The sequence below is a fragment of the Pseudarthrobacter sp. MDT1-22 genome, from assembly GCF_054511035.1.
The window spans coordinates 1-22,153 of record NZ_JBTNDK010000041.1; the positions used below are offsets into that span (position 1 = coordinate 1).

At 65.7% G+C, this 22,153-nt stretch carries 21 protein-coding genes; 4 read left to right on the forward strand and 17 right to left on the reverse strand.

Annotated features, from left to right (window positions below):
• Positions 1-343 precede the first annotated feature (343 nt).
• The 5 genes from rpsN to ACX80M_RS19580 all read right to left on the reverse strand — a co-directional run bounded on the left by rpsN (position 344) and on the right by ACX80M_RS19580 (position 2,638).
• Positions 344-649 carry a 30S ribosomal protein S14 gene (rpsN, locus tag ACX80M_RS19560; RefSeq protein ID WP_026266887.1) on the reverse strand — a complete coding sequence of 102 codons (306 nt, stop codon included), beginning with the start codon at positions 647-649 and terminating at the stop codon, positions 344-346.
• A gap of 4 nt (positions 650-653) precedes the next feature.
• Positions 654-821 carry a 50S ribosomal protein L33 gene (gene rpmG / locus ACX80M_RS19565; RefSeq protein ID WP_013602737.1) on the reverse strand — a complete coding sequence of 56 codons (168 nt, stop codon included), beginning with the start codon at positions 819-821 and terminating at the stop codon, positions 654-656.
• On the reverse strand, positions 821-1,057 hold the full coding sequence (gene rpmB, locus ACX80M_RS19570; protein WP_056342125.1) for a 50S ribosomal protein L28: 237 nt from the start codon (positions 1,055-1,057) through the stop codon (positions 821-823). The genes rpmG and rpmB overlap by 1 nt, the downstream gene beginning before the upstream one ends.
• Before the next feature lie 252 nt (positions 1,058-1,309).
• On the reverse strand, positions 1,310-2,071 hold the full coding sequence (locus tag ACX80M_RS19575; protein WP_252599570.1) for an SGNH/GDSL hydrolase family protein: 762 nt from the start codon (positions 2,069-2,071) through the stop codon (positions 1,310-1,312).
• Between the two features lie 75 nt (positions 2,072-2,146).
• The gene (locus ACX80M_RS19580; RefSeq protein ID WP_056342119.1) at positions 2,147-2,638 is read right to left on the reverse strand and encodes a MarR family winged helix-turn-helix transcriptional regulator; all 492 of its coding nucleotides are present in this window, start codon (positions 2,636-2,638) and stop codon (positions 2,147-2,149) included.
• Between the two features lie 82 nt (positions 2,639-2,720).
• On the opposite strand from ACX80M_RS19580, the gene ACX80M_RS19585 reads away from it, so the two are divergent.
• Entirely contained in the window at positions 2,721-3,008 is a 288-nt protein-coding gene (locus tag ACX80M_RS19585; RefSeq protein WP_459310225.1) for a YciI family protein, read from the forward strand.
• A 69-nt stretch (positions 3,009-3,077) separates the two neighbouring features.
• Here the strand turns inward: ACX80M_RS19585 and ACX80M_RS19590 are convergent, their stop codons facing one another.
• From ACX80M_RS19590 to ACX80M_RS19610, 5 genes are all read right to left on the reverse strand, one after another.
• The gene (locus ACX80M_RS19590) at positions 3,078-4,199 is read right to left on the reverse strand and encodes an ABC transporter ATP-binding protein (protein WP_459310226.1); all 1,122 of its coding nucleotides are present in this window, start codon (positions 4,197-4,199) and stop codon (positions 3,078-3,080) included.
• Positions 4,200-4,208: 9 nt separating this feature from the next.
• On the reverse strand, positions 4,209-5,036 hold the full coding sequence (locus tag ACX80M_RS19595; protein ID WP_252614942.1) for an ABC transporter permease: 828 nt from the start codon (positions 5,034-5,036) through the stop codon (positions 4,209-4,211).
• Positions 5,023-5,907 (reverse strand): ABC transporter permease, encoded by an 885-nt coding sequence (locus ACX80M_RS19600; protein WP_252599573.1) that lies wholly within the window; start codon positions 5,905-5,907, stop codon positions 5,023-5,025. Before ACX80M_RS19600 ends, ACX80M_RS19595 begins: the two co-directional genes overlap by 14 nt.
• Before the next feature lies 1 nt (position 5,908).
• Positions 5,909-7,000 (reverse strand): extracellular solute-binding protein, encoded by a 1,092-nt coding sequence (locus ACX80M_RS19605; protein WP_252614941.1) that lies wholly within the window; start codon positions 6,998-7,000, stop codon positions 5,909-5,911.
• 224 nt (positions 7,001-7,224) lie between these two features.
• Positions 7,225-8,085 (reverse strand): SGNH/GDSL hydrolase family protein, encoded by an 861-nt coding sequence (locus ACX80M_RS19610; protein ID WP_459310227.1) that lies wholly within the window; start codon positions 8,083-8,085, stop codon positions 7,225-7,227.
• An 881-nt stretch (positions 8,086-8,966) separates the two neighbouring features.
• Between ACX80M_RS19610 and ACX80M_RS19615 the strand changes: the two genes are divergently transcribed.
• Positions 8,967-9,404, forward strand: a complete 438-nt coding sequence (locus ACX80M_RS19615; protein ID WP_256471196.1) for a glycoside hydrolase family 16 protein — start codon at positions 8,967-8,969, stop codon at positions 9,402-9,404.
• Positions 9,405-9,665: 261 nt separating this feature from the next.
• On the opposite strand, the gene ACX80M_RS19620 is transcribed toward ACX80M_RS19615, so the two are convergent.
• Genes ACX80M_RS19620 through ACX80M_RS19640 form a run of 5 tightly spaced genes read right to left on the reverse strand, consistent with a single transcriptional unit; the run spans position 9,666 to position 14,870 of the window.
• The gene (locus ACX80M_RS19620) at positions 9,666-10,706 is read right to left on the reverse strand and encodes a siderophore-interacting protein (protein WP_459310228.1); all 1,041 of its coding nucleotides are present in this window, start codon (positions 10,704-10,706) and stop codon (positions 9,666-9,668) included.
• Positions 10,703-11,518, reverse strand: a complete 816-nt coding sequence (locus tag ACX80M_RS19625) for an ABC transporter ATP-binding protein (RefSeq protein WP_104063674.1) — start codon at positions 11,516-11,518, stop codon at positions 10,703-10,705. Before ACX80M_RS19625 ends, ACX80M_RS19620 begins: the two co-directional genes overlap by 4 nt.
• Position 11,519: 1 nt before the next feature.
• Positions 11,520-12,599 (reverse strand): FecCD family ABC transporter permease, encoded by a 1,080-nt coding sequence (locus ACX80M_RS19630; RefSeq protein WP_256473088.1) that lies wholly within the window; start codon positions 12,597-12,599, stop codon positions 11,520-11,522.
• A gap of 23 nt (positions 12,600-12,622) precedes the next feature.
• Positions 12,623-13,762: a FecCD family ABC transporter permease gene (locus ACX80M_RS19635; RefSeq protein WP_459310229.1), complete on the reverse strand. Its 1,140-nt coding sequence runs from the start codon at positions 13,760-13,762 to the stop codon at positions 12,623-12,625.
• A 10-nt stretch (positions 13,763-13,772) separates the two neighbouring features.
• On the reverse strand, positions 13,773-14,870 hold the full coding sequence (locus tag ACX80M_RS19640; protein ID WP_459310230.1) for an iron-siderophore ABC transporter substrate-binding protein: 1,098 nt from the start codon (positions 14,868-14,870) through the stop codon (positions 13,773-13,775).
• 207 nt (positions 14,871-15,077) lie between these two features.
• On the opposite strand from ACX80M_RS19640, the gene ACX80M_RS19645 reads away from it, so the two are divergent.
• A complete protein-coding gene (locus tag ACX80M_RS19645) occupies positions 15,078-17,063 on the forward strand; it encodes an MFS transporter (protein ID WP_459310231.1) in 1,986 nt (661 codons plus the stop codon).
• Positions 17,060-17,605 (forward strand): TetR/AcrR family transcriptional regulator, encoded by a 546-nt coding sequence (locus tag ACX80M_RS19650; RefSeq protein WP_459310232.1) that lies wholly within the window; start codon positions 17,060-17,062, stop codon positions 17,603-17,605. Before ACX80M_RS19645 ends, ACX80M_RS19650 begins: the two co-directional genes overlap by 4 nt.
• A 107-nt stretch (positions 17,606-17,712) precedes the next feature.
• Here ACX80M_RS19650 and ACX80M_RS19655 read toward each other — a convergent pair whose 3' ends face one another.
• Entirely contained in the window at positions 17,713-21,183 is a 3,471-nt protein-coding gene (locus ACX80M_RS19655; protein ID WP_459310233.1) for an ATP-binding protein, read from the reverse strand.
• Positions 21,180-22,061, reverse strand: coding sequence for a DUF4194 domain-containing protein (locus ACX80M_RS19660; RefSeq protein ID WP_459310234.1), 882 nt, complete (start codon positions 22,059-22,061; stop codon positions 21,180-21,182). Before ACX80M_RS19660 ends, ACX80M_RS19655 begins: the two co-directional genes overlap by 4 nt.
• Between the last annotated feature and the right edge of the window lie 92 nt (positions 22,062-22,153).

Sequence of the window (22,153 nt, forward strand, 5' to 3'; positions counted from 1 at the left end):
GTTTGGCCGCCCGCGGTAACCAGCTCTTCGCTGTTCCCCTCGCGGCGACTTAGAAAACAATACACCCACCCAACCCCCACCGCAAATCCACCCCCACAACAGGTCGAAACCCCGCCATTCCGGGCCCAAAGCCGGTATCGGCACCCAAATTCGGGCGCCGCCGTCGTAAGTGAGTTCTGTGTGCTGCGGCACAACGGCCGACGCCTCTCACGGATCTCGACAAGCCCTTCACCGGGAAGCTCGATCACCGATGGGCTCGATCACCGCAGGCCTTAAACGCAGAAGGGCCGGCAACCAAACGGTTGCCGGCCCTTCTCAAGCAGCTGGAATCAGCGGTGCTGGATTACCAGGAAGACTTGGTGATGCCCGGGAGCTCACCGCGGTGAGCCATGTCGCGGAAGCGAACACGGGAGATACCGAACTTCTGGAAGGTACCGCGGGGACGGCCGTCGATGATGTCGCGGTTACGCAGACGGACGGGCGACGCGTTGCGGGGAAGCTTCTGCAGGCCGAGGCGTGCTGCTTCGCGAACTTCGTCGGTCGAGTTGGGGTCAACCAGAGCCTTCTTCAGTTCGAGGCGCTTTGCAGCGTAACGCTCAACGATGACTTTACGCTGTTCGTTCTTTGCGATCATTGACTTCTTAGCCATGTGTTTAGCGCTCCTCTCGGAATTCGACGTGCTGACGGATCTTGGGATCGTACTTCTTCAGAACCATACGGTCCGGGTCGTTACGACGGTTCTTCCGCGTCACGTAGGTGTAACCCGTGCCCGCAGTCGACTTGAGCTTGATGATCGGACGTACGTCCTTGTCCTTAGCCATTAGAGCTTCACTCCCCGAGCAAGGATGGCGGCGACGACTACGTCGATGCCGCGCACGTCGATGGTCTTGATGCCCTTTGCAGAAAGCTGCAGAGTGACGTTACGGCGCAGGGACGGAACCCAGTAGCGCTTCTTCTGGATGTTCGGATCGAACCGACGCTTGTTGCGACGGTGCGAGTGCGAAATGCTGTGCCCAAAGCCCGGCTCGGCTCCGGTCACTTGGCAGTGTGCTGCCATGACTTCTCCTCAAGAATTGAATGTAATGATCCGCATATCTGCTGCAGGATCATGCGGCTAAGTGCGACCCAAAGTGATCAGGGTGAACGGTTAGTCACGCAACTTGAGCCCCTAACTACCGGCTACCCTGGAGAAAATTACCGGGCCACCGGAGCAATTGCGCACGCTCCGCGCACTTAGCGCTCACCAAGTCTACGAGTTCACGCAATTAAAGACCAATCCGTGCTCGGACGGTGTATAAGGGGGCCTGCTTCAGAGGCGCGTGAGCTGGGCGTACTTGGGCGCCAGTCCGTCGCCCGAGGACTTGCCGGTAACACGGCGGACCACCCAGGGGCCGGCGAATTCGCGGACCCAGCGGGCGTTGGCGCGGAGAGCTTCGGCCCGGTTCAGCTCGGGCACCGGGGTCATGGGCGGGACCTCGATCGAGTGGTCGTGCTCCAGGACGGTAAGGACGCGTTTGGCCATGTTGGCGTGCCCGGCGGCAGACATGTGCATCCGGTCCTGGGCCCACATGCCCCAGTCGTAGTACTCGTTAAAGCGCCAGTAATCCACCAGCAACGCTCCATGGTCCCCGGCAATGCCGCGGACCAGTTCGTTGTAGATGGCGGTGCGGCCGCGCATAGTGCTGAAGACCTTCGAACCGCGCGCGTCGAAGCCGGTGAACATCACCACTGTGGCGCCCGTGGCCGCCAGCTTGCGGATGCCGGCGTCGTACTCCGCCAGCAGATCGTCGATGTCGATCTTGGGCCGCAGAATGTCGTTGGCACCTGCGTAAATGGTCACCAGGGTGGGGTTAAGTTCGACGGCGGCGTCCACCTGTTCTGCCATGATCTGGCGGAGCTTCCTGCCGCGGATGGCCAGGTTGGCGTAGCCGAAGCCGGGATCCGCCGCGCCCAGCTGCTCCGCCACGCGATCCGCCCAGCCCCGCACGCCGTTGGGGCGGCTGGGATCGTCATCCCCGACCCCTTCCGTGAAGGAATCGCCGAGCGCTACATACCGGGTCGAAAAGTCCATGGCGTCAGTCTTTCATCTGTTGCCGGGAGCAACCAAGGCGGGGCCTGTCCGGACGGTGTCCATCAGGGCGACGGCTTATGGCCGGCTTTCGGTCTCGCGGAGGATCCAGTGGTCATCGTCCAGCCGGGCCACGATCTTTTCGCCGATGCGGGCGAGGTCGTTGACGTCGCGTTCCGTCAGGGCGTCCAGGAACTTAGTGCGCACCGCCTCCACGTGCCCCGGTGCGAGTGCCTCCAAAGTGGCCATCCCGACGTCGGACAGGTGTGCGGTGGTGACCCGGGCATCGCGGGGGTGCGGACGCCGCTCCAGCCATCCGCGCTTCTCCAGTTTGGCAACCACATGCGAGAGCCGGGAAAGCGACGAACTCGTACGGGCGGCCAGCTGGCTCATCGGCAGGAAGCGGCCCTCGGCTTCGGACAGCATGGCCATGACGTTGTAATCGAACAGTGACACCTTGCCGGCGGTGTGGAGCTGGTTGTCCAGGGCAGCCGGCAGCAGCGTGTTGATGCTCAGGAGTGCCAGCCAGGCACGGCGTTCGTCGGCGTTGAGCCAGCGCGGTTCGGTCATGCGTCCATTCTAGAAGCAGAGCGTGGTTGAGCGTTCAAGTGACGCACCAGTTCCCGTGGACCCATCCGGGTAGGCTGACTTTATGTTTGTTGTATCGCTGACCTACAAGGTGCCCGAAGACATCGTGGACTATCACCGCCCTGCGCATATGGCGTGGGTTAAGCAGGCGTTCGACGACGGCGTGTTCCTTGCGTCCGGACGCCTGGTTCCGGCGATGGGCGGTGTGCTGTTGTCCAAGGCGGACCGAACCACGCTGGATGCCGCGTTGGCCAAGGATCCTTTCTACAGCAACGGAGTGGCCGAGTTCGAAGTTATCGAATTCACCGCCACGACCGTGGCAGAGGGTTACGAAAACCTGCTGGACACCTAGGCCCCTGGCCCCCGCGCCAGCAGGCTGCCGGGGAAATGCCCGGCATCCCCGGCAGTTCCCCGGAAGCACCTACTGCTCCAGAACCAGCAGCTGGGCCTTGTCCGGCTCCCAGGTCACGAACAGCTCCGCGCCTGGCGCGGGCCGATTCGTCGCATCTGAACTGAGTTCGCGCACCTGGAGCTCGTGGCCGCCGGCCGTGAGGCGGTGGCGCACCGTGGCGCCCAGGTTGGTCGAGGAGACCAGCGCCGCCTTGCCGCAGTTGTCCGCGCTTGCCTCAGAGCTGAACTTGAGGTGTTCGGGACGGATGGACACGGCGTAGTTCTCGCCGGCGACGCCGCGGTCGCGCACACGGCCCAGGCCCAGGCCGCCGAGGTCAACCAGCGCCTCGCCGTCCTTGCGATCCAGGACGGTGCACGGGATGAGGTTGGTGTCGCCAAGGAAGCTGGCCACCCAATCCGTGAGCGGGTGGTTGTAGACCTCTTCGGGCGGGCCCGACTGGACGATCCTGCCGTCCTTCATGACCACGATCCGGTCGGACATGGCCATCGCCTCGTCCTGGTCGTGCGTGACGAAAAGGACGGAGATGCCCAGGCTCTTCTGCAGCGTCTTGATCTCTTCCTGCATGTGTTCGCGGAGCCGCTTGTCGAGGGCGGCCATGGGCTCGTCCAGGAGCAGCGCGGCCGGGTTGAACACCAGCGCGCGGGCCAGGGCCACGCGCTGCTGCTGCCCGCCGGAGAGCTGGCGGGGCTTGCGGTCGCCCATCGTGCCCAGGCCCACGCGTTCCAGCGCGCTATCGGCGCGTTGACGCCGTTCAGCCTTAGGCACCTTGCGCATCCGGAGCGCGAACTCCACGTTTTCGCGGGCGCTCATGTGCGGGAAGAGGGCGTAGTTCTGGAACACGACGCCCAGGTTCCGGTCCCGGGGCGGGAGCGAATCCACGGGCTTGCCGTCGATCAGGACGCTCCCGGACGTGTGCTCCTCGAAGCCGGCCACCATCATCATGGTGGTGGTCTTGCCGGATCCGCTTGGTCCCAGCAGGGTGACGAATTCGCCGGGTTCCACCACCAGGTCCAGTTCGTCGACGGCAACCACGTCGCCGTACGTCTTGCGGACCTGCCGGAGTTCAATGGAACCTTGTGCGGACGCCGTCGCCCTGGTGCTTGCTGCTGCGGAAATCACTGAAGTAGACATGGGCCTTCCTTAGTTTGGTGCGGACACGGCCAGCGGCAGCATCCTGGCGGTGGAACGCCGTTTGAGAACGAACATGACCTGGAACAACAGCCCCAAGGTGGCCACGGTGACCAACAGAGCCGAGGACACCGCGATCTTGGGGGTCAGGTTGAACTGGATGTCGGTGAACATCTTCACGGGCAAGGTGGTGGCGCTGGGCGACTGCATGAACAGGGACATGACGGTCTCGTCGATGGAGACCGAGAAGGCGAACAGCGCCCCGGAAACCAGCCCGGGCAGGATGACCGGCAGGTAGACGTGCCGGAACACGGACAGCCATCCGGCGCCCAGGCTCTGCGCCGAATTGACCAGCGCCGGGTTCAGTCCGGCAAGGCTGGCACGCGTGGTCAGGTACACGTACGGGGTGGCGATGACGGCATGCGCCAGGCCGATGGGGAGGATGCTGCCCAGCACGCCGAGGGAGATGAAGAACTGGTAGAACGCCAGCGCCAGCACCACGGTGGGGACGATCATCGGCGCCAGGATCAGCCCGACGACAGCCTGCTGGCCCGGGAACTTGCGTCCGTGCAGGCCGATCGCCGCGGTCGCGCCGAGAATCACACCGATCACGACGGCGATCGCTGCAGATTGGAGGCTGGCCGTCAGTGCCGAGGTCCAAGCCTTGTCAGCGAAGAAGCCGGCGACGGCGGCGAACGAGATCCTTTCGGGCGGGAAAGTGATGTAGCGGCTGTCGTTAAGGGCAACAGGCACCACGATCGCCGTCGGGACCACCAGGAACAGGAACACCGGAATGGAAAGCAGCGTCAGCAGTCGCTGCCGGGGATTAGTTGTCTGCATGTTGGCCTCCCGCCTTGAGCACTCGCTGGTAGATGGCAACGAGGATGCTGACCAGCACTGTCAGGATCACGGCCAGGGCCGCGGCCCCGGAGAAGTCGGTGAGCTGGCGCGCGTAGTAGTCGATCTGGTTGGCGATCATCATGTCGCCGGGTCCGCCCATGACCACCGGGGTGATGAAGAAGCCGGTACTGATGATGAACACGAGCAAGCCTGCCGCGGAGATGCCCGGCGTGCTGAGCGGCAGGATGATCCGGCGGAAGATTGAGGCTTCCTTGGCCCCGAGCGAACGCGCCGCCAGGGCAAGCCGGTCATCGATGGAGGTCAGCGAGGAGAAAATCGGGAACACCGCATACGGGAGCAGGCAGTGAACCATGCCGATGATCACGGCCAGCCGGTTATGCAGCAGCTCAATGGGAGCATCGGTGAGGCCCACCGTCTGGAGGAAGGAGTTCACGATGCCGTTGTCCTGAAGTAGCACGGCCCACGCGAAGTTCTTCACCAGGATGCCGGTCCAGAAGGGCAGCAGCACCACGGCGAACAGGATCACGCGGGTCACCGTGCCGGAGCGCCACAGCACCAGGGCAATGACGTAGCCCAGGACCACGGTGACGACGGTGGATGCCAGGCTGATGCTCAGGGTGTTGATCAGGGAACGGACCACCAGCGGGTCTTCGAGGACGCGCTGGTAGGCGTTGCCAGTGAAGCTCGAGCCCACCAGTTTGCCCAGCGGGCTGAGGAACAGTACGACGTCGAAGGCCAGGATCGGGGCCAGCAGCAGCCACCAGGTGGTGCGCCGCCGTCGGGGTTTCTCCTGCTCCGGTGCCGGGGCGCGTCCCTCCGGACGCGCGCGTTGCAAGGTTGCGTTGCTCATGTCAGCTGGCCTGCCACAGCTTGAACTGCTGCTCGGTCTTCTTCAGGTTCTCCGACCACCACTTGTCGTCACGGACCAGGATCTTGTCGGCCAGGCGCGGACTGGTGGGCAGGGTGTCTGCGACTTCCTTAGGCAGTTTGGACAGCGCCGGAGTGTTGGCCAGGGTCAGGTTGGTGACCGTATCGAAGGCGGCGCCGGCCTCGGCGTCATTGGACATGAAGTTCATCAGTTTGAAGGCGGCTTCCTTGTTCTTGGCCCCCTTCGGCACCACGAAGTAGTCGCCGGCCAGCACTGCGTTCTCCGCGCTGAAGTTCAGTTTGGCGCCGTCGTTGCGGGCCGCGTTAATGCGGTTGTTGAAGCTCGTGGACAGCGAGACCTCGCCCGAGGTGAGCTGCTGGATGGGCTCCTGGTTGGCCGCGTGGTAAAGCAGGCGGTCCTTGCCGGGGTGGTGGCCCAGCACGCGCAGGGCCCGGTCGACGTCGAGCGGGTAGATCTGGTCGAACGGCACGCCGTCGGCCAGGAGTGCCGCCTCCAGCACGGAGCTGTCCGAGAGCTGGTTGTAGACCGAGCGCTTGGTATCGTACTTGCCCTGGTCGAAGAACTGCGCCCAGTCCTTGGGGGCCTGCGCATCGGGGATGGCCTTCTGGTCCCATGCCATCACGAACAGGAAGCTCAGGTACTTGATGCCGTACTCCGCCTTGGCGTAGCCGGGCAGGCCCTTGTCGCTGATGATGTTGTAGTCGAACGGCTCCAGGAGGCCTTCTGCCACGGCCGTTTCGTATTCCGGGGCGGTGATTTCCACGAGGTCCCACTGCACGTCCCCGGACTGCACCTGGGCCTTGAGGGAGGCCAGGCTGGTGTTGGCCAGCAGCGTGGTTTGGATCCCCGACTGCTTGGAGAAGGGGTCCAGAATCGTCTGGGTCAGCTGGTCATTGTAGGAGCCGCCGTAGGAGGTGACCGTGACTGTCTTGTTGGCTGCCGCGCTATCGGCGGGCTTTGCCCCGCAGCCGGACAGTGCCAGGCCTGCGAATGGGGTCAACGCTGCTGCTTTCAGGAGTTTCCTGCGGTCAAAATGAAGGGAACTGTCAGTCATCGCGGTGGTGCCTCTCAAGGCTGGGGCCCTCCCGGCGCACGCCAAAGGACGCCGTGTGCCGAAGGGGCAGGTTGGGGATTCCGCGTTCACGCTGGCATCCCGACGGCGGCGGTTCATGCCCCGAACGGCCCACGCAGCGCTGAGCGGACTAGAACTGACGCGTTGAGTCGTCGTCAGTGCCGCAACAGTATCTGTGATGTTGCACACAAGTCAACAGATGTTTACTAACCGCTTGCTTTCGGGCTGTTCTTGAGCACCGCGTCCCGGTCCATCAGCTTCTTCAGCCCGCGCTTCCGCGGCACCTTGACGGGTTCTGGCCAGCGCGGCGCCAGTGCATCCCCGAGGGTGACGCCCCTGATTTTGCGGCCAAAAAGCGGCAGCACCCAGTCGTTAACCCAACGCCGCTGCCGCTGTTCCCACTCCCGGAGGCTGAGCCGCGCCGGAGGGTCCCAGTCCTTGAGCCGGATTTTGTGGGGCACCCCGAGCTGGTCCAGCACCTGCCCGGCGAGGTACTTGTGGCCCGCCTTGGACATGTGGAGGCGGTCCGAGTCCCACATCCGCCGGTCATGGAAGGCGTCCAGGCACCAGTAATCCACTAGGACTGTCCCGTATTTCGCAGAGATCTCGCGGACGCGCTGGTTGTAGACCGTGTTCCGCTTCTTCAGCAGCTCCAGAACGGCCGAGACTTTGACGTCGAAGCCTGTGAACAGGACAACCGTGGCCCCGGTCGCGGCGAGTCGCGCCACGAGGTCCTCGTACTCATCCATCAGGGCAGCCATGTCCGTGCCGATGTCCAGGATGTCGTTTCCGCCGGCGTACAGCGTGATCAGCGTGGGCCTCATGGCCAGCGCCGGTTCCAGCTGCTCGGTGATGACGTGACGCAGGCGCTTGCTCCTGATGGCCAGGTTGGCATATTCCCACCCCGGCTCAGCCTTGGCCAGCTTCTCGGCCACCCGGTCAGCCCACCCCCGGACCCCGTTGGGCAGCCGCTCATCCCGGTCCCCAACACCTTCTGTAAACGAGTCCCCCAAAGCGGCAAACACCCGCCGGCCCTCACGGTCCGAGAGTAAAGGATTAGAACCCATCCACTGAAAGTAACCGCCCAAAGAAACACCAAGGTAAACGGACAGCAACAGGATGTGCAGAAGGGTTGAGATCTAGGGGCAGAGTGCAAGGGAGCGTTTGCAGTGCCGGGTGCTAGGCGTTTCCATCAAGCCGCCGCCTCTGATCATCGGCAGCTCCTCAGCCTTTGTCACATTATTGCGACCGATGGTCACGATCAGGTAACGTTGGCGGCTGGCCCCAATGCAGGGCCCCGGGCGCCCGATCACTGGACCCCCGATGCGCCCCTTCGGCGCCTGCTAGCTCCGGCCCTGCCAAGGGGCCCAAGGATGCTTTCCGCACTCGTCATCGTCTCAAGTGCATCAGTCTTTTCTTCCAGTCCTAGCCCGGAGGTATCTTGTTCAAGAAAATAGCCATCATAACGACCATGGGTGCTTTGTCCCTGACAGGATGCGGCCTAGCCCCTACGACCAATGGGGCGTCTGCCCCATCCTCGGCTGGCCGCGAGTCCGCACCTGCCACTCCAGCCCCAACTGCCGCAGCATCTCCGGCGCCCACGGCTTCGAGCAGCGGCCAGACCCCCGCTTCGGCGGCGGAAACCCCGGCGGCAGCCGTCCCCCCGGCGCCCGCGCTGGCCGCTGCCCCGGCCCCGGCCCAGCCGGGGCCCGCAGCCGGCCAGGCTCTCGCCACGACGGGTGACGGTGCGCAGGCAGCTGCCGCCTTCGGTTGGGGCCCGGTCCTGACGGGCGACGAATTCTCCAACACCGGCGCACCGGACCGGACAAAATGGAGTGTCTATAACAGTGCTGGGCATGCCGGCAAAGGCCTGCGCAGTCCCCAGGCTTGGTCGGTTGCCAACGGCGTGGCCACCGTTAACGGAGACGCAGCCGGCACCACGGGCGGCATGTCGGCAAAGTTCGCGGAACAAAGGTATGGTCGCTGGGAAACGCGCATGAAAACCAATTCACGGGACCCGAAATACCACCCGGTCCTGATCCTCAACAACAACGCTGCCCCGAACTGTGCCGAGATCGATTATGCCGAGGGCAGCACAGTCACCTCCGTGATGAGGTTCTTCCTGCACTACGCCTGTGGTGGAGCGGATTTCCAGACCACAACGGCGACGCCCGTCGATAGCACACAGTGGCACAACTACGCGGTGGAGTGGACCCCGGCCGGCATCAGCGGATACGTCGACGGAGTAAAGACCTTCACTGACCCGAACCCGGCGCACCAGCCCTCTGTCGCCATGAAGCAGACATTGCAGCTGGATTGGTTCCCGGACGGCTCCGCCACCAAGCCCTCGCAGATGCAGGTCGATTGGGTCCGCGTCTACAAGTGAGAGAGCGTTTGGAAAAAACCCACAGGAAGTGAGAGAGCGTTTGGACGTGACAGGCCCAACGAGCCGCAGCCCCTGTCTTGCGTAGGAGCGCATCGCCGACCAGAGCGGAGCAAGGCCGCCCGCGGCCGAGCGCAGCGTCGGGAGGAAGGGCGGACCCGAGGGCCCCGAACTGAGCTTGCGAAGTTTGGGACGGGTCCAACCGCTAAGCGACGGCAAGGCGGCGGTTGCGGCGCACCCAACCGCCGCATACGACGGAAGGCTTTAGACCTCGGCCTTACCCTGACGCCAGTACCCCATGAAAGCAACCTGCTTCCGGTCGATCCCCACGTCCCGCACAAGGTACCGCCGCATGTCCTTGATGACGGCAGCCTCACCGGCGATCCAGGCGTAGAAAGGCATGGCGCCGGCCGGCATGGCGGGGTTCTTGGTGGCCTCGATTTCGGCTGTTTCCATCCGCGCGGGGGTCTCCCAGAGGACGTCCACGTCCACATTGACGTCTTCGGGCTCCGGGCCCGCGCCGGCGTCGGACGCTTTGATTCCCACCCAGCCGGGAACGGGAACTGCAGTGCGCACTGCCTGCTGCAGCAGCTCGCCGTGCGGGCGTGAGCGGCCAATGGCGGCGCCGCGGGCAAGCCAGGTGATGTCGATGTCGGCGTCCGTCGTGAGGTCGAGGAAGTCGCCGGCTTCCGGTACTTCCAGGAGGGCGTGGCCGGTCATGTAGGACGGCAGGCTTTCGAGGATGGCGGAGATAGCGGGGATGGCGGTTTCGTCGCCGGCGAGCAGGACGCGCTGGGCCATTCCGGGCCGCCACTCGATGCCACCGTAGACCTCGGCGGTGTAGCACTGGGCGGCTCGGCTGTTGGGGCCGATTATAGTGATGGCGTCGCCCGGCTGGGCGTTCTGGGCCCAGTTCGCGGCGGGACCGCCGTGCCCGTCGGCGTCGAAGTGCATCACAAAGTCAACGTCAATTTCGGGATAAACGGCATCGAGCCGGGACTGGCGGACCGTGTACGTGCGCATCGAGCCGCGGACTGCGGGGTCCATGGCCAGCCATTCCTGGTACCAGCCGGCCTGCGCCATTTCGAAGACCGGCAGCGGCAGCTTTGTACCGTCGGACGCCAGGGAAGGGATCATCAGTTTGATCCGCAGGTCAAGGGTATCGCCGTTAACGCCGAAGTCCCGCAGCGAGTAGCCGCCGAAGGTGATCCGGCGGAAGTTGGGGCTCAGCTCCTGCACCGAGGAAACGGTCACCTCGAAAGCCAGGGTCATGGGCTCGGTGGCGGCGATGTCGCGGGTCTTCATGAAACGAGCTCCAGTTCGGTTGCGGCGGTGTGGTGGCGGCCGATGGGGATGATCAGGGGTGTGCCCGAGACGGGATCGGGAATCACCCGGGACTCAAGGCCGAAAACGTCGCGGACCAGCTTTTCGGTGACAACAGTTATGGGGTCACCCAGGGCCACGATCTCGCCGCCCTTCATGGCGATGACATGGTCCGCGTAGCGTGCCGCCAGGTTCAGGTCGTGCAGGACGATGGCCACGGTGGTGCCGCGCTTGCGGTTCAGATCCGTGACCAGGTCCAGGACTTCCACCTGGTGCGCCAGGTCCAGATATGTGGTGGGTTCGTCCAGCAGGAGCACGTCGGTTTCCTGGGCGAGCGCCATGGCGATCCAGACGCGCTGGCGCTGGCCGCCGGACAGTTCATCGACGTTCCGCTCAGCGAGTTCCAGCGTTTCCGTCGCTTCGAGCGCGCGCTGCACGGCGGCGTCGTCCTCGGTGCTCCAGCTGCGGAAGAAGCCCTGGTGCGGATACCGGCCGCGGCCCACGAGGTCGCGGACAGCGATGCCGTCCGGCGCCGTGGGGTGCTGCGGGAGGAGCCCCAGGGTGCGCGCCAATTCACGGGCCGGGCGGGCGTGGATGTCCTTGCCGTCCAGGGTCACCGTGCCGGAGGCGGGCTTAAGGAGGCGGGACAGGCCACGGAGGAGCGTGGACTTGCCGCAGGCGTTGGCGCCCACAATCATAGTCACCTTGCCCTCGGGGATTTCCGCCGTGAGGCCGTCCACCACGCAGCGCTGGTCGTATTTGAGGGTGAGGTCCTGGGCGCTGAGAACGGCCATGTCAGGCATCCTTTCGGTTAGCCGTGACCAGAAGCCACAGCAGGAACGGGGCACCGAGCGCGCCGGTGATAACACCGACGGGCAGCACGGTGCCGTCCAGCAGCAAGGGGGCGAGGTTGGCCGCGACGTAGTCGGCGGTGAGGACAATCAGCGCACCCACCAGGGCCGACGCCGGGAGGCTGGCTTTACGGGTGAAGCGCCGGGCGATGGGACCGGCCAGGAAGGCGACGAACGAGACCGGCCCGGCAGCCGCCGTCGCCACTGCGGCCAGTGCGACGGCGGTGACCACCACGGCGAGGCGCGTGAACCCGACGCGGATGCCCAGCCCGGCCGCGGCGTCGTCGCCGAGTTCCAGGATGCGCAGCGGCCCGGCAAGGGCGATGACGGCGGGGACCAGGACCAGCAGCGCCAAGGAGAGCATGCCCGCCCGGTCCCAGTTGGCGGAGTTGAGGGAGCCGTTAAGCCAGACGAGTGCGTCGGCTGCCGTGCGGATGTCCGCGCGGGTCATCATGAAGTTGACCACCGCGTGGAGGGCGGCGGCGATGCCCACACCGGCCAGAATCAGCCGGTTGCCCGCGGCGTTCCCCCGGTTGCCGCCGCCTGAGCCCAGCGACGGTCCGCGGGAGATGGCGTAGATCAGCGCTGCGATACCCAGCGCGCCGCCTAGCGCCGCTCCGGACACGGCGGGACCTGTGGCGCCGAAGATCACGATGGCGGTGACCGCGGCCGCGCTGGCTCCGTAGCTGATGCCGATCACGTCGGGGCTGGCCAGCGGGTTGCGGAGCATGGTCTGGAACAGGCCGCCGGAGAGGCCGAACGCAGCGCCAATCATCACGCCGATGACGGCCCGGGGCAGCTTGTTCTCCATAATAATGAAGCTTGCGCCCGGGATTCTTTCGCCGCCGGTCAGGTGTCCTATGAGGATCTTGAAAAAGTCCGGGATGGTCACGGTGTAGCTGCCCAGGAGCACGTAGATGGCGAACATAACCACGACGCCGAGGGCCAGAACGGCGGTCCGGGTCAGCACGCGAGATGGCAGTTCACGCCAATGTTTGCGCGTGCGATTGCCGTCAAGTGCCATCTCGGCGGGGGATTCGAGCGTGGTCACAGGCCGGCCCCCTTGCCGCGGCGGATGAGCCAGACGAAGACGGGCGCACCCACGAGTGCGGTCATAATGCCGGCCGGGACCTCGCCGGGAAGCAGCACAACGCGGCCGATAATGTCCGCGCCGAGCAAAAGTGCCGGCGCGAGGACCAGGGAGAACGGCAGTATCCAGCGGTAGTCGGGGCCGGCGAGTGAGCGGACCGCGTGCGGAATGACCAGGCCAACAAAGCCGATGGGCCCTGCCAATGCCGTCGCGGAGCCGCAGAGCAGCACAATCCCCAGGGCGGTGACTCCCCGGCTCAGGCCCACACGCTGGCCCAGGCCGCGGGCAATGTCATCACCCAGCGCGAGGCTGTTCAGGATGCGGCCGGTGCCAAGAACAATCAGTGCCCCGACGGCCAGGAACGGGAGGCCCGGGAGCACCACTGCCCAGTCGCGGCCGGAGATTCCGCCCACCTGCCAGAAACGGAAGCGGTCCAGGGTGTCCTGGCTGGAGACGAGAATGACGCTCATCAGGGAATAGAGCCCGGCGCTGAGCGCGGCGCCGGCGAGGGCGAGCTTGACCGGCGTCGCACCGTCCCTGCCCATCGACGCGATGAGGTAAACCACGACGGCGGCGGCTCCGGCGCCGATGAAGGCGAACCAGATGTAGCCGCTGAGGGAGGTGACGCCGAAAAGGTAGATGCCGGTGACCACGGCCAGCGCGGCTCCGGCGTTGACGCCCATGATGCCCGGGTCTGCCAGCGGGTTGCGGGCAACGCCCTGCATGGCGGCGCCGGCGAGGCCCAGGGCACCGCCAACGAGGATGCCCAGGACGGTGCGGGGGATGCGCGCGTGGACCACCGCGTGGTCCCCGTTGGCGGGATCGAACTGGGTGAGGGCCTGCCACACGGTGGTCAGGGAAAGGCCCCGGGCGCCGATGGCCAGGGAAGCGGCGGCTAACAAAGAAAGTACGACGACGGTAGCCAGCAGCCAGGCAACCTGCCTGGTTCTGGCCTTCCCACCGGTGCGGGCCAATCCACCGGCGCTAGCCAATCGACCGGCGCGAACGGACACTTGGGGCCCTCGTTGCGACCCGATCGGGGCCCCAACTGTCCGTTCGCGCTGTCCGGCGGGTGCCGCCGTCGTACTTTCCGTCATGGAGCGGTGCTTACTTCACTGCATCCGCGGCGGTGGCGAGCTGCGGGAGGAAGGTGTCCAGCGCCCACGGCAGGCTCAGCGGCGAGGAGGCCGAGATTGCCAGGACCAGGCTCTTGTCCGCGTCGGCAACGAACGCGCCGTTCTTGACTGCCGGAATCTGGCCCAGCAGGGGGTCGCTCTTGACGGCCGCGGCGGTCGCGGCATCCTCAACCGAGCTCAGGAAGATATCGGCCTCAAGCTCGTTGGCCTTCTCGGCGGCCCACGGCACGAAGAAGTCCTTGGAGCCGGCTGAAGCCTTCTCGGCGACCGGGGCCAGCTTCATCCCGATCGCTGAGAGGAACTTCGGACGGTTGTCATTGGCGGTGTAGAAGCCCGTGGCAGTGAGGTCCGAGGGATCGGTGTAACCGTAGACGAAGCTCTTGCCGGCGATCTGCGGGTACTTGGCAGCTTCCGTCTTGACGGTGGCCTCAGTGTCGGCGATGAGCTTGGTAGCTTCAGCCTCCTTGCCCAGGGCCTTGCCGATGATGGAGGTTGAATCCTGCCATGAGGTTCCGTAGGCAACCTCGGGGTGCGCCACCACGGGGGCGATCTCGCTGAGCTTCTTGTAGTCCTCTTCGGTAAGGCCGGAGTAGGCGGCCAGGATGACGTCCGGGGTGAGCTTGGCGATCTCGGTGAAGTTGATGCCATCAGCCTCGGAGAACTGGACCGGAGCCTTGTCGGAACCGAAGCCCGCGCCAAGTTCCTTCAGCGCCGCGTCCTTCCACGGCGTGGAGCCCTGCTCGTTGCCGCCCCATTCGTTCTTGGGGACGCCCACCGGGACCACGCCGAGGGCAAGGGCAACGTCGTCGTTGACCCAGGAAACGGTGACTACGCGCTTGGGCTGTTCCTTGACGGTGGTTTCACCGAAGGCGTGCTTGATGGTGACCGGGAACTGCGAGCTGCTGGAGCTGGAGCTGGAGCTGCTGGCGTCCGAGGTGGAGGACGCGGGGCCGGTGGAGCAGGCGGACAGTGTGAGTGCCGCGGCGGCCAGCGCGGCCGTTGCCTTGCCGGCTGACTTGAACAGCGTGCGGCGGGTGGCGCTTGGGCCGGAGAAGAGGGGGGAAGTCACGGAACTCCTTAGGTGAATGATGCGAACCTAAGTAAGGGTAGCCTAGCCTGCTCTGAATTAGAAAAGCTTTGTATTGCGTAATTGATCATGTGACGCAACGTATAGCGCCAGGTCATTGCCGGCAGGGTGAACGGTGGTTCACTCTTAAGTGGTAAACACGCGTTCACCGTGCCGCGCTCCATCCCAGTCCACACTTGAAAGCACCTGATGCCGCGTTCCAACGCCCTGAACAACACCCGGGGCCCGTCCCCGTCCGCCATCACCGCCGTACTTGCCCTCAGCGGCACGGTGGTGGCCCTCATGCAAACGCTCGTAGTGCCGCTCCTTCCGGATTTCCCCCGGATCCTGGGTATCACCGCCGACGACGCCTCCTGGCTGGTGACCGCCACCCTGCTCGCCAGCGCCGTGGCAACACCCATCGTGTCCCGCAGCGCGGACATGTACGGCAAGCGCAAGATGATGGTGGTTTGCCTGGCGATCATGGTGGCCGGCTCGGTCATTGCCGCGGTTGGCGGATCCTTCCTGTGGCTGGTCATCGGCAGGACGCTCCAAGGGTTCGCATCGGCCCTGATTCCGGTGGGCATCAGCATCATGCGCGATGAGCTGCCCAAGGAGAAGATGGGCTCCGCCGTTGCCTTGATGAGCGCCACGCTGGGAATCGGCAGCGCCATGGGCCTGCCCCTCGCCGGAGTGCTGTACGAGAGCCTGGGGTGGGCCTCGATCTTCTGGGTGTCCGCCGCTGCCGGCGCACTGCTGCTCGTTGCCGTGGCGCTGGTGGTTCCCGAATCCAAGGTCCGCACGCCCGGGCGCTTCGACTACGCGGGGGCGCTGGTGCTCTCCGCAGCCCTGGCTGCCCTGCTGCTGGCGATCTCCAAAGGCGGCGCCTGGGGCTGGGGCTCGGAGCCGGTGCTGCTGCTGTTCCTCACGGCCGCAATACTCCTGGCTGCTTGGGTCCCGTACGAGCTGAAAGTCAGCCAGCCGATGGTTGACCTGCGGACATCGGGCCGCAGGCCGGTGCTCATGACCAACGTGGCCTCGCTGCTCGTCGGCTTCGCCATGTTCGCCAACATGCTCCTCACCACCCAGCAGCTCCAGCTGCCTACCGCCACGGGATACGGATTCGGGCTGAACGTCATCACCGCAGGGCTGTGTATGGTCCCCTCCGGGCTCGCGATGGTGATTTTCGCGCCTGTTTCCGGACGTATCATCCGCGTCTTCGGCGGTAAGTCTGCGCTGATCGCCGGCGCCGTCGTGATGATTGTGGGCTACGTGAGCCGGGTCTTCTTCTACGACTCCATCGCATGGGTAATCATCGGTTCAACCGTTGTCAGCGTGGGCACCGCCATCGCCTACGCGGCCATGCCCACACTGATCATGGGCGTGGTGCCGATCACCGAGACGGCCTCGGCCAACGGGCTGAACAGCCTGGTCCGGTCCATCGGCACCTCGACGTCGAGCGCAGCGGTTGCCGCGGTCCTCACCTCGGTCAGCATGACGGTGGGGGCCGTGCAGCGTCCGTCCTTCGATGCCTTCAAGGACGTGTTCTGGCTGGCCGCGCTGGCAGCCGCAGCATCGGTGGTGGCCACGGTCTTCATCCCGAAGGCCACGGCAGCCCGCCGGCCATCCGCAGCTGACACCGCCGCCTCCGTCAATACGGCCGAAATCGTGGTGCAGGGGCGCGTCCTTGCACCGGACAACCGCCCCGTCACTCCCGCCGTCGTGACCGTACTTCAGACCGCCGGCGAGCCGGTGGACTGGAGCCGGGTCGATACGGAAGGCAACTATTCGGTGGCCCTCCCCGGCGCCGGGAAGTACCTCATGGTGACCAATGCAGCCGGCTGGGCGCCGATGGCCGAGGTCTTCGACTTCGACGGCCGCACCCGGCACCAGAACTTCCTTCTTCGGGACCGGCTGGAGATCAGCGGACTGGTCACGGCCGGAAGCGCGGCTGTGGCCGGCGCGGTGGTGACGCTCCTTGAGGCAAGCGGGGGTTACGTGCACACCACCCTTTCGGACGACGACGGCGCGTATGCGTTTCCGCTGCCCCTCGCCGGCCGCTACGTCGTGAGCATGGTTGATCCGGCGACGCACCAGGCCATGGCGCGGAAGCTCGCGGTGGACAACCGCTCTGTCACCGTTCATCTCGCCGCGCCGCGTGTGGAGGAAAAGTCCATGGAGCCGGTGGGCGCATGAGCAGCCGCAGCCACGACGCGATCTTCAGCGCCGCCGGGCGGCTTTTCGGGGAACGCGGATACCGCGCCGTCACGGTGCGGGACATAGCCGCGGACGCTGGCGTTTCTGCGGCCCTGGTCATGAAACTCTTCGTCTCCAAGGAAAAGCTCTATGCCGCCGTCCGGCCCGACGAATCGCAGCTCGCCGAACTGGAGGTCCCGACGTCGGAACTGGGCAGGGCGCTGGTGTTCCGTGTGTTGATGCGCCGGGAACGCGGAACGCAGGAGCCGTGGGCCATCATCCCGTTCGCCGTTCTGGACTCTCCCGACCCCGAGGCAGCTCGAACGGATGTCCGCGAAAGATACCTCGCCGCCATCGCGAGCCTGATCGGGGACACAACACCGGAGCGGCGGTTCGCCTCCACCGTGGTGGCCCTGATGACCGGATTCGGCGAGTCCGTCCGCACCCTGGGCCTCTTCGACGGCTGGAACTTTGACGAGCTGGTGGGACACTACGGCGCAATCGTCCAGGCCCAGATCGACGCCTGCACCGCTGCCCTCTAAAACCCTCTCTCACTTAACGCAGAAAAAACACCAACGCTCTCTCACTTTCCTCAAGAAAGTGAGAGAGCGTTGGTAAAAAACCCGTATCAAGTGAGAGAGCGTCCGGGTCAGCGGAGCACGATGTCCACGGGGTTCGCCTCGGACCGCCACTGGCCTTCCGCGCCGGGCCTGGGCCGGATCACCGGGGCGGTAAGCACGCCGGAGCGGTTGGTGCGCTTGTCCCGCAGGATCTCCGTCACCGAGCCCAGGTGCCGGGACAGGTCGATCACGTTCTCCGGAGCGGCCAGCAGCAGCTGGAAACCGAACTCGTGCAGCGCCTTGATCCCGGCGCCGGCAAACTCCTCCGATGCCAGCACAAACGCCTCGTCCATCATCACGGTGCCGTAAGTGGTGAACCCCTGCTCGGCGATGCCCAGCTGGTAGCTCAGCGCCGCGGCCATGATGAACGCGGTGAAGCGCTGCCGCTCGCCGCCGGACATGGAGCCGGTGTCGGCATGCATGTAAACGTCGGTCCGCTTGCCGCCGCCCCTCCTGCCTGAGGCCGGCCCGGCCACCTCCCGGTGCTCCTTGCACTGGATGAACAGGTGCCCGCGGACATCCAGGACTTCGGCGCGCCACCGCCGGTCCTCGGGGGTGGGCGAGCCGAGCCGCTTTACGAGCGTTTCGAGGGTCTTGTACCGAGCGGTGAGCTCGGCGTCGTCGTCTCCCCCGGCACTAGCGGCTTCCGCGCCACCTCGGACTGGCCGCGCGTGCCGGGCCTTCAGCGCGTTCTGGATAGCGTCCTTGAACTGCTTGGCCGCGGCCGGCAGGGTCTGCTTGATGTCCAGTTCCAGGAAGCTGCCCTCATGGAAGTTGACCTCGGACAGGATGCCGTTGAGCGGCAGGATGCGGCTGGTAATGGACCGCCGCTCCTCGTCCAGCAGGTGCAGCAGCGTGCTGAACGATTCATGCGTGCGCTGGTTGAAAAACTGCCGGAACTCGGACTCCTGGGCGGGCAGGCCGTCGCTGATGATGGCGTGGTAGCGGCCTTCGAACTCCCCGGCCGCACCGATTGAGGTGCCGTGGTCCGCCGAGATCGCGGAGCCCCACTCGCGCACAAAGCCCTCGAAGATCCGGGTCAGCCGCTCGGAGGTTGCCTGACCGCGCGTCTCGGCGGCGTGCAGCTCCCCGAGCAGCGCCGTCCGGACGCGGTTGGCCAGGTTGTCCAGCTCATGCATCTCGCTGACGTCGCCGAAGTCGGTGAAGTACGGCTCCAGCGCACTGACGGTGGCGTCCGACGGCGGCGCCTGCTCCAGGCGGGCACGCGCGGCTTCCAGCAGCGAATCGGCAGCGCTCAGCTGCCGGTCCAGGGCCTTGTATTCGCTCTGCAGGACTGCTGCGGCTTCGGTGCTGGCCTGGTGTTTCTGCCGGGCCGTTTCGATGTTGGCCCGCAGCGGTTCCAGGTCGGCCTGGGCCGCGAGGGCATCCTTGAGCCGCTGTTCAATCCGGGTGAGTTCATCGGCTGCGACGGCAGCGGACACCTGTTCCCAGGGCCGGTGGTCCTCCGCGATTCGTCGGAGGGCATCGAGCTGCCGGCTCATGCCCTGGTGCGACTCTTCACGGCTTTGCGCCAGCTCGGCGGCCTTGGCGAGTTCCTGCTGCAGGTCCTCCACCTGGGCGGCCACAAGTTCCAGCTTGGCGGCGTTGTCGAACCCGAGCACGTAGTCCTGGCGGCTGGTGAAACGGTCGTCCTTCTCCACCGTGTGCCGGTTGCGTTTGACCACACCTCCCAGGCTCAGGCCCTTGTCCAGGGTGGCCAGCTCGTTGGGGTCCTCGACGCACGGGAAGGCGAAATCGAGGGCGATCCGCTCCCGGATCCATTCCCCGGCGTCCACCACCGCGCCGCTGGCGAGGATGTCCAGCTTGGTGAGCAGATCGCCGTCGCGCGCGTCCTCCACGGCGAGGGCGCCGCCCGCGATCGGCTTGGATACGTCCACCGCGCGCAGGGCGCCACGCACTTTGTTGTCGTTCAGGTAGCGGGTCACCGCGGCGAAATGTTCGCCGGGGACCAGCAACGTGGTGGCGAGGTTCCGGAGGGCACGCTCCGCGGCCGGCCGCCAGTGTTCCTCCCCTTCGGCGAGGTCCATCAGTTCGCCGCCGAACGGCATCCGGTCCTCAGGAACCCCGGTGGCCGCGGCGATGGCCGCACGGTTTTCAATGCTCGACGGCGGCAGCAGGGACTTGCGCGTCTTCAGCGACACGAGCTCCTGCTGGGCTGCCGCCAGCTCACGCTTTTTGGTGGCGTGGCCGTCGAAGGCTTCGAAGCGGAGCTCCTGCAGGGCCTGGGAGTCGTCCTTGAGTTCGGCCGACCTGGCGGCAGCCTGCTCGTGGGCCTGTTCCCAACCGTCAGCGGTCCACTCCAGCTGCAGGCCGGCGTCGGACAGGGCCTTGCGGGCCGCTTCCTCCACCTGCTCGCGCAGCCGCAGACCCACCTTGGCGTTGTCCAGCGACTGCTCGATCGCGGAGATCGCGTTGCCGCCCTGGTTGTTGTAATCGGTCTCCAGCTGGCGCAGTTCCTTGGCCAGCCCGTCGCGGACCGAGCGTTCCGCGCCCAGCTCCTTGGCTTTCGCCTGGGCCAGCTCCTTGAACCGGGCCAGTGTCTTCTGATGCACCGTGACGGCGAGCTGCTGCTTGTAGGCGTCGAACTCCTCGCCGGACAGCTCACGGAGCCGGTTTGCGTCCAGGAGCGACTGCGCGTATTCCTTGTTCAGGCCGGGCACGGGGGCCAGCTGGTCCCGCTGCTGCCGCACGTCCTCCAGCCGCTGCCGGATCGACATGAGGTTGCTGAATTCCTCCACCACGTCATCGGCAGCGGCGAGGGTAGCGGGGGCGTCCAGGACCTGGTCGCGGAAGAAGGTATTGACGCTGCCGCCCAGGCCCTTGCCGGCCTGGATCACGCGCAGCAGGGGCAGAGCCTGGTCCGAACTGATGCCCAGGAGCCGGCGGAAACGCTCCGCGAAGGCCTTGTGGACATCGAAGATCTGGGCGTCCGGGAAGATCGTCTCCAGCGCAGCCTTGGTGAAGCGCTTGTCGGCGATGTCCTCGATGGCCGGCAGGTCCAGCGGCTTGCTGTCGATCACGTAGAAACGCCCAACGCTGGACTCCGTGCCGTTTTTGGGCAGGTCGAACAGTGCGGACACCGTGATGCGGGTGCCCGCGGCGTTATCAAACGTCAGGGCGACGGCGGACCAGGTGGCACCGGGGCGCTGGAACGCGCTGGCCGAGCCCTCGCCCACCGCTTTGTCGCCCACCTTGCCGCGCATGTACGTGAAGGTGGTCCTCTTGTCCTCCACAGCACCGCCGGCACGCTGGGCCGCGGCCTCGTTGGAGCGCGGCCGGGCATCAAACACCCGCAGCATGGCGTCAAACAGGGTGGACTTGCCCACGCCCGAGTTGCCCGTCAGCAGGGTTCCGTTCCGGTCCACGTGCATCGTGTGCGCCCCATGGAACGTGCCCCAGTTGACCACCTGCACCAACGCCAGGCGCATCTGGCCGGGGTTCGTGAGGTCGCCCATGGGCAGCATGATTGCGATGCTCACTTGGCTTCCTCCGTTGTCGTGGCTGGGGACGCCGACGACGATGCCGCCCCCGCCCCTTCGCCGCGCCGCTGATCTTCGATCAGCTCAGCGCGCGGCTCCGATAGGCCCGATGCCACTCCCTGGGCGGCATCGCCGTCGTCGTTTGGTACGTCATCGCCGGCGTCGTCATCCTCGGCACCACTGTCGCCGTCCAGCTCCAGCAGGGGTTCTGTGCCTGTTGGGTCTGTGGTTGCTGCTACCAGGGCTTCGATTTGGGCTGGGATGTCGCCGATGTTTTCGAAGGGGAGAGCCAGCGGGAGGGCGTTGGAGATGGTGTAGACGTCGTCCAGGCCCGTGGTGAGGAGCAGCTGGCGGGCCAGGAGCTTGGTGATGGCCCGGGTGACCACGTCCGAATCCCGCAGCGCGTCCTGCTGGCCGGCGGGCTGGTAGTGGGCCACAAGGTCGGCGATTTCCTCGCGGGTGATGGTGGCATCGGTCTGGGCCGTGACGTGGCGGTCCAGCAGCATCCGCAGGCGGAGCAGCACGATGGTCTCCACCCGGCTCAGCGCACGCTGTTGGCGCAGGATGCTCGACCGGCTGCTGCCCCCGATGGCCTCAGGATCCACCGGGCGCAGGACGGCGATCTTGCGCTCGTGGTCCAGCTGCAGGGTCAGGAACAGCTCGGACAGGCGGCTGCGCAGGATGATCTGGTTGTCCAGCAGCGTGGTCCACAGTTTCTCGTCGCGGCCGCCGTCGACGTACGGGCCCTTGAGCAGCTTGACCAGCGCCTGGCGCACCTTCATCGAGAGAACGCCGGTGTCACCGGGAAACAGTGCCGCGCCGTCCACAAACGTGTCCCGGGGCGTGACTCCGGCGCCCCTGGTGATTGAGCCTGTCAGTAATGATTGATGTGGGGTTCGGGTTGGTCTGACTCAGAGCCTGTCTGACGCTTTGGCTGTCTTTATTTCGATGCGTCGGCCGGCCCGGTCCC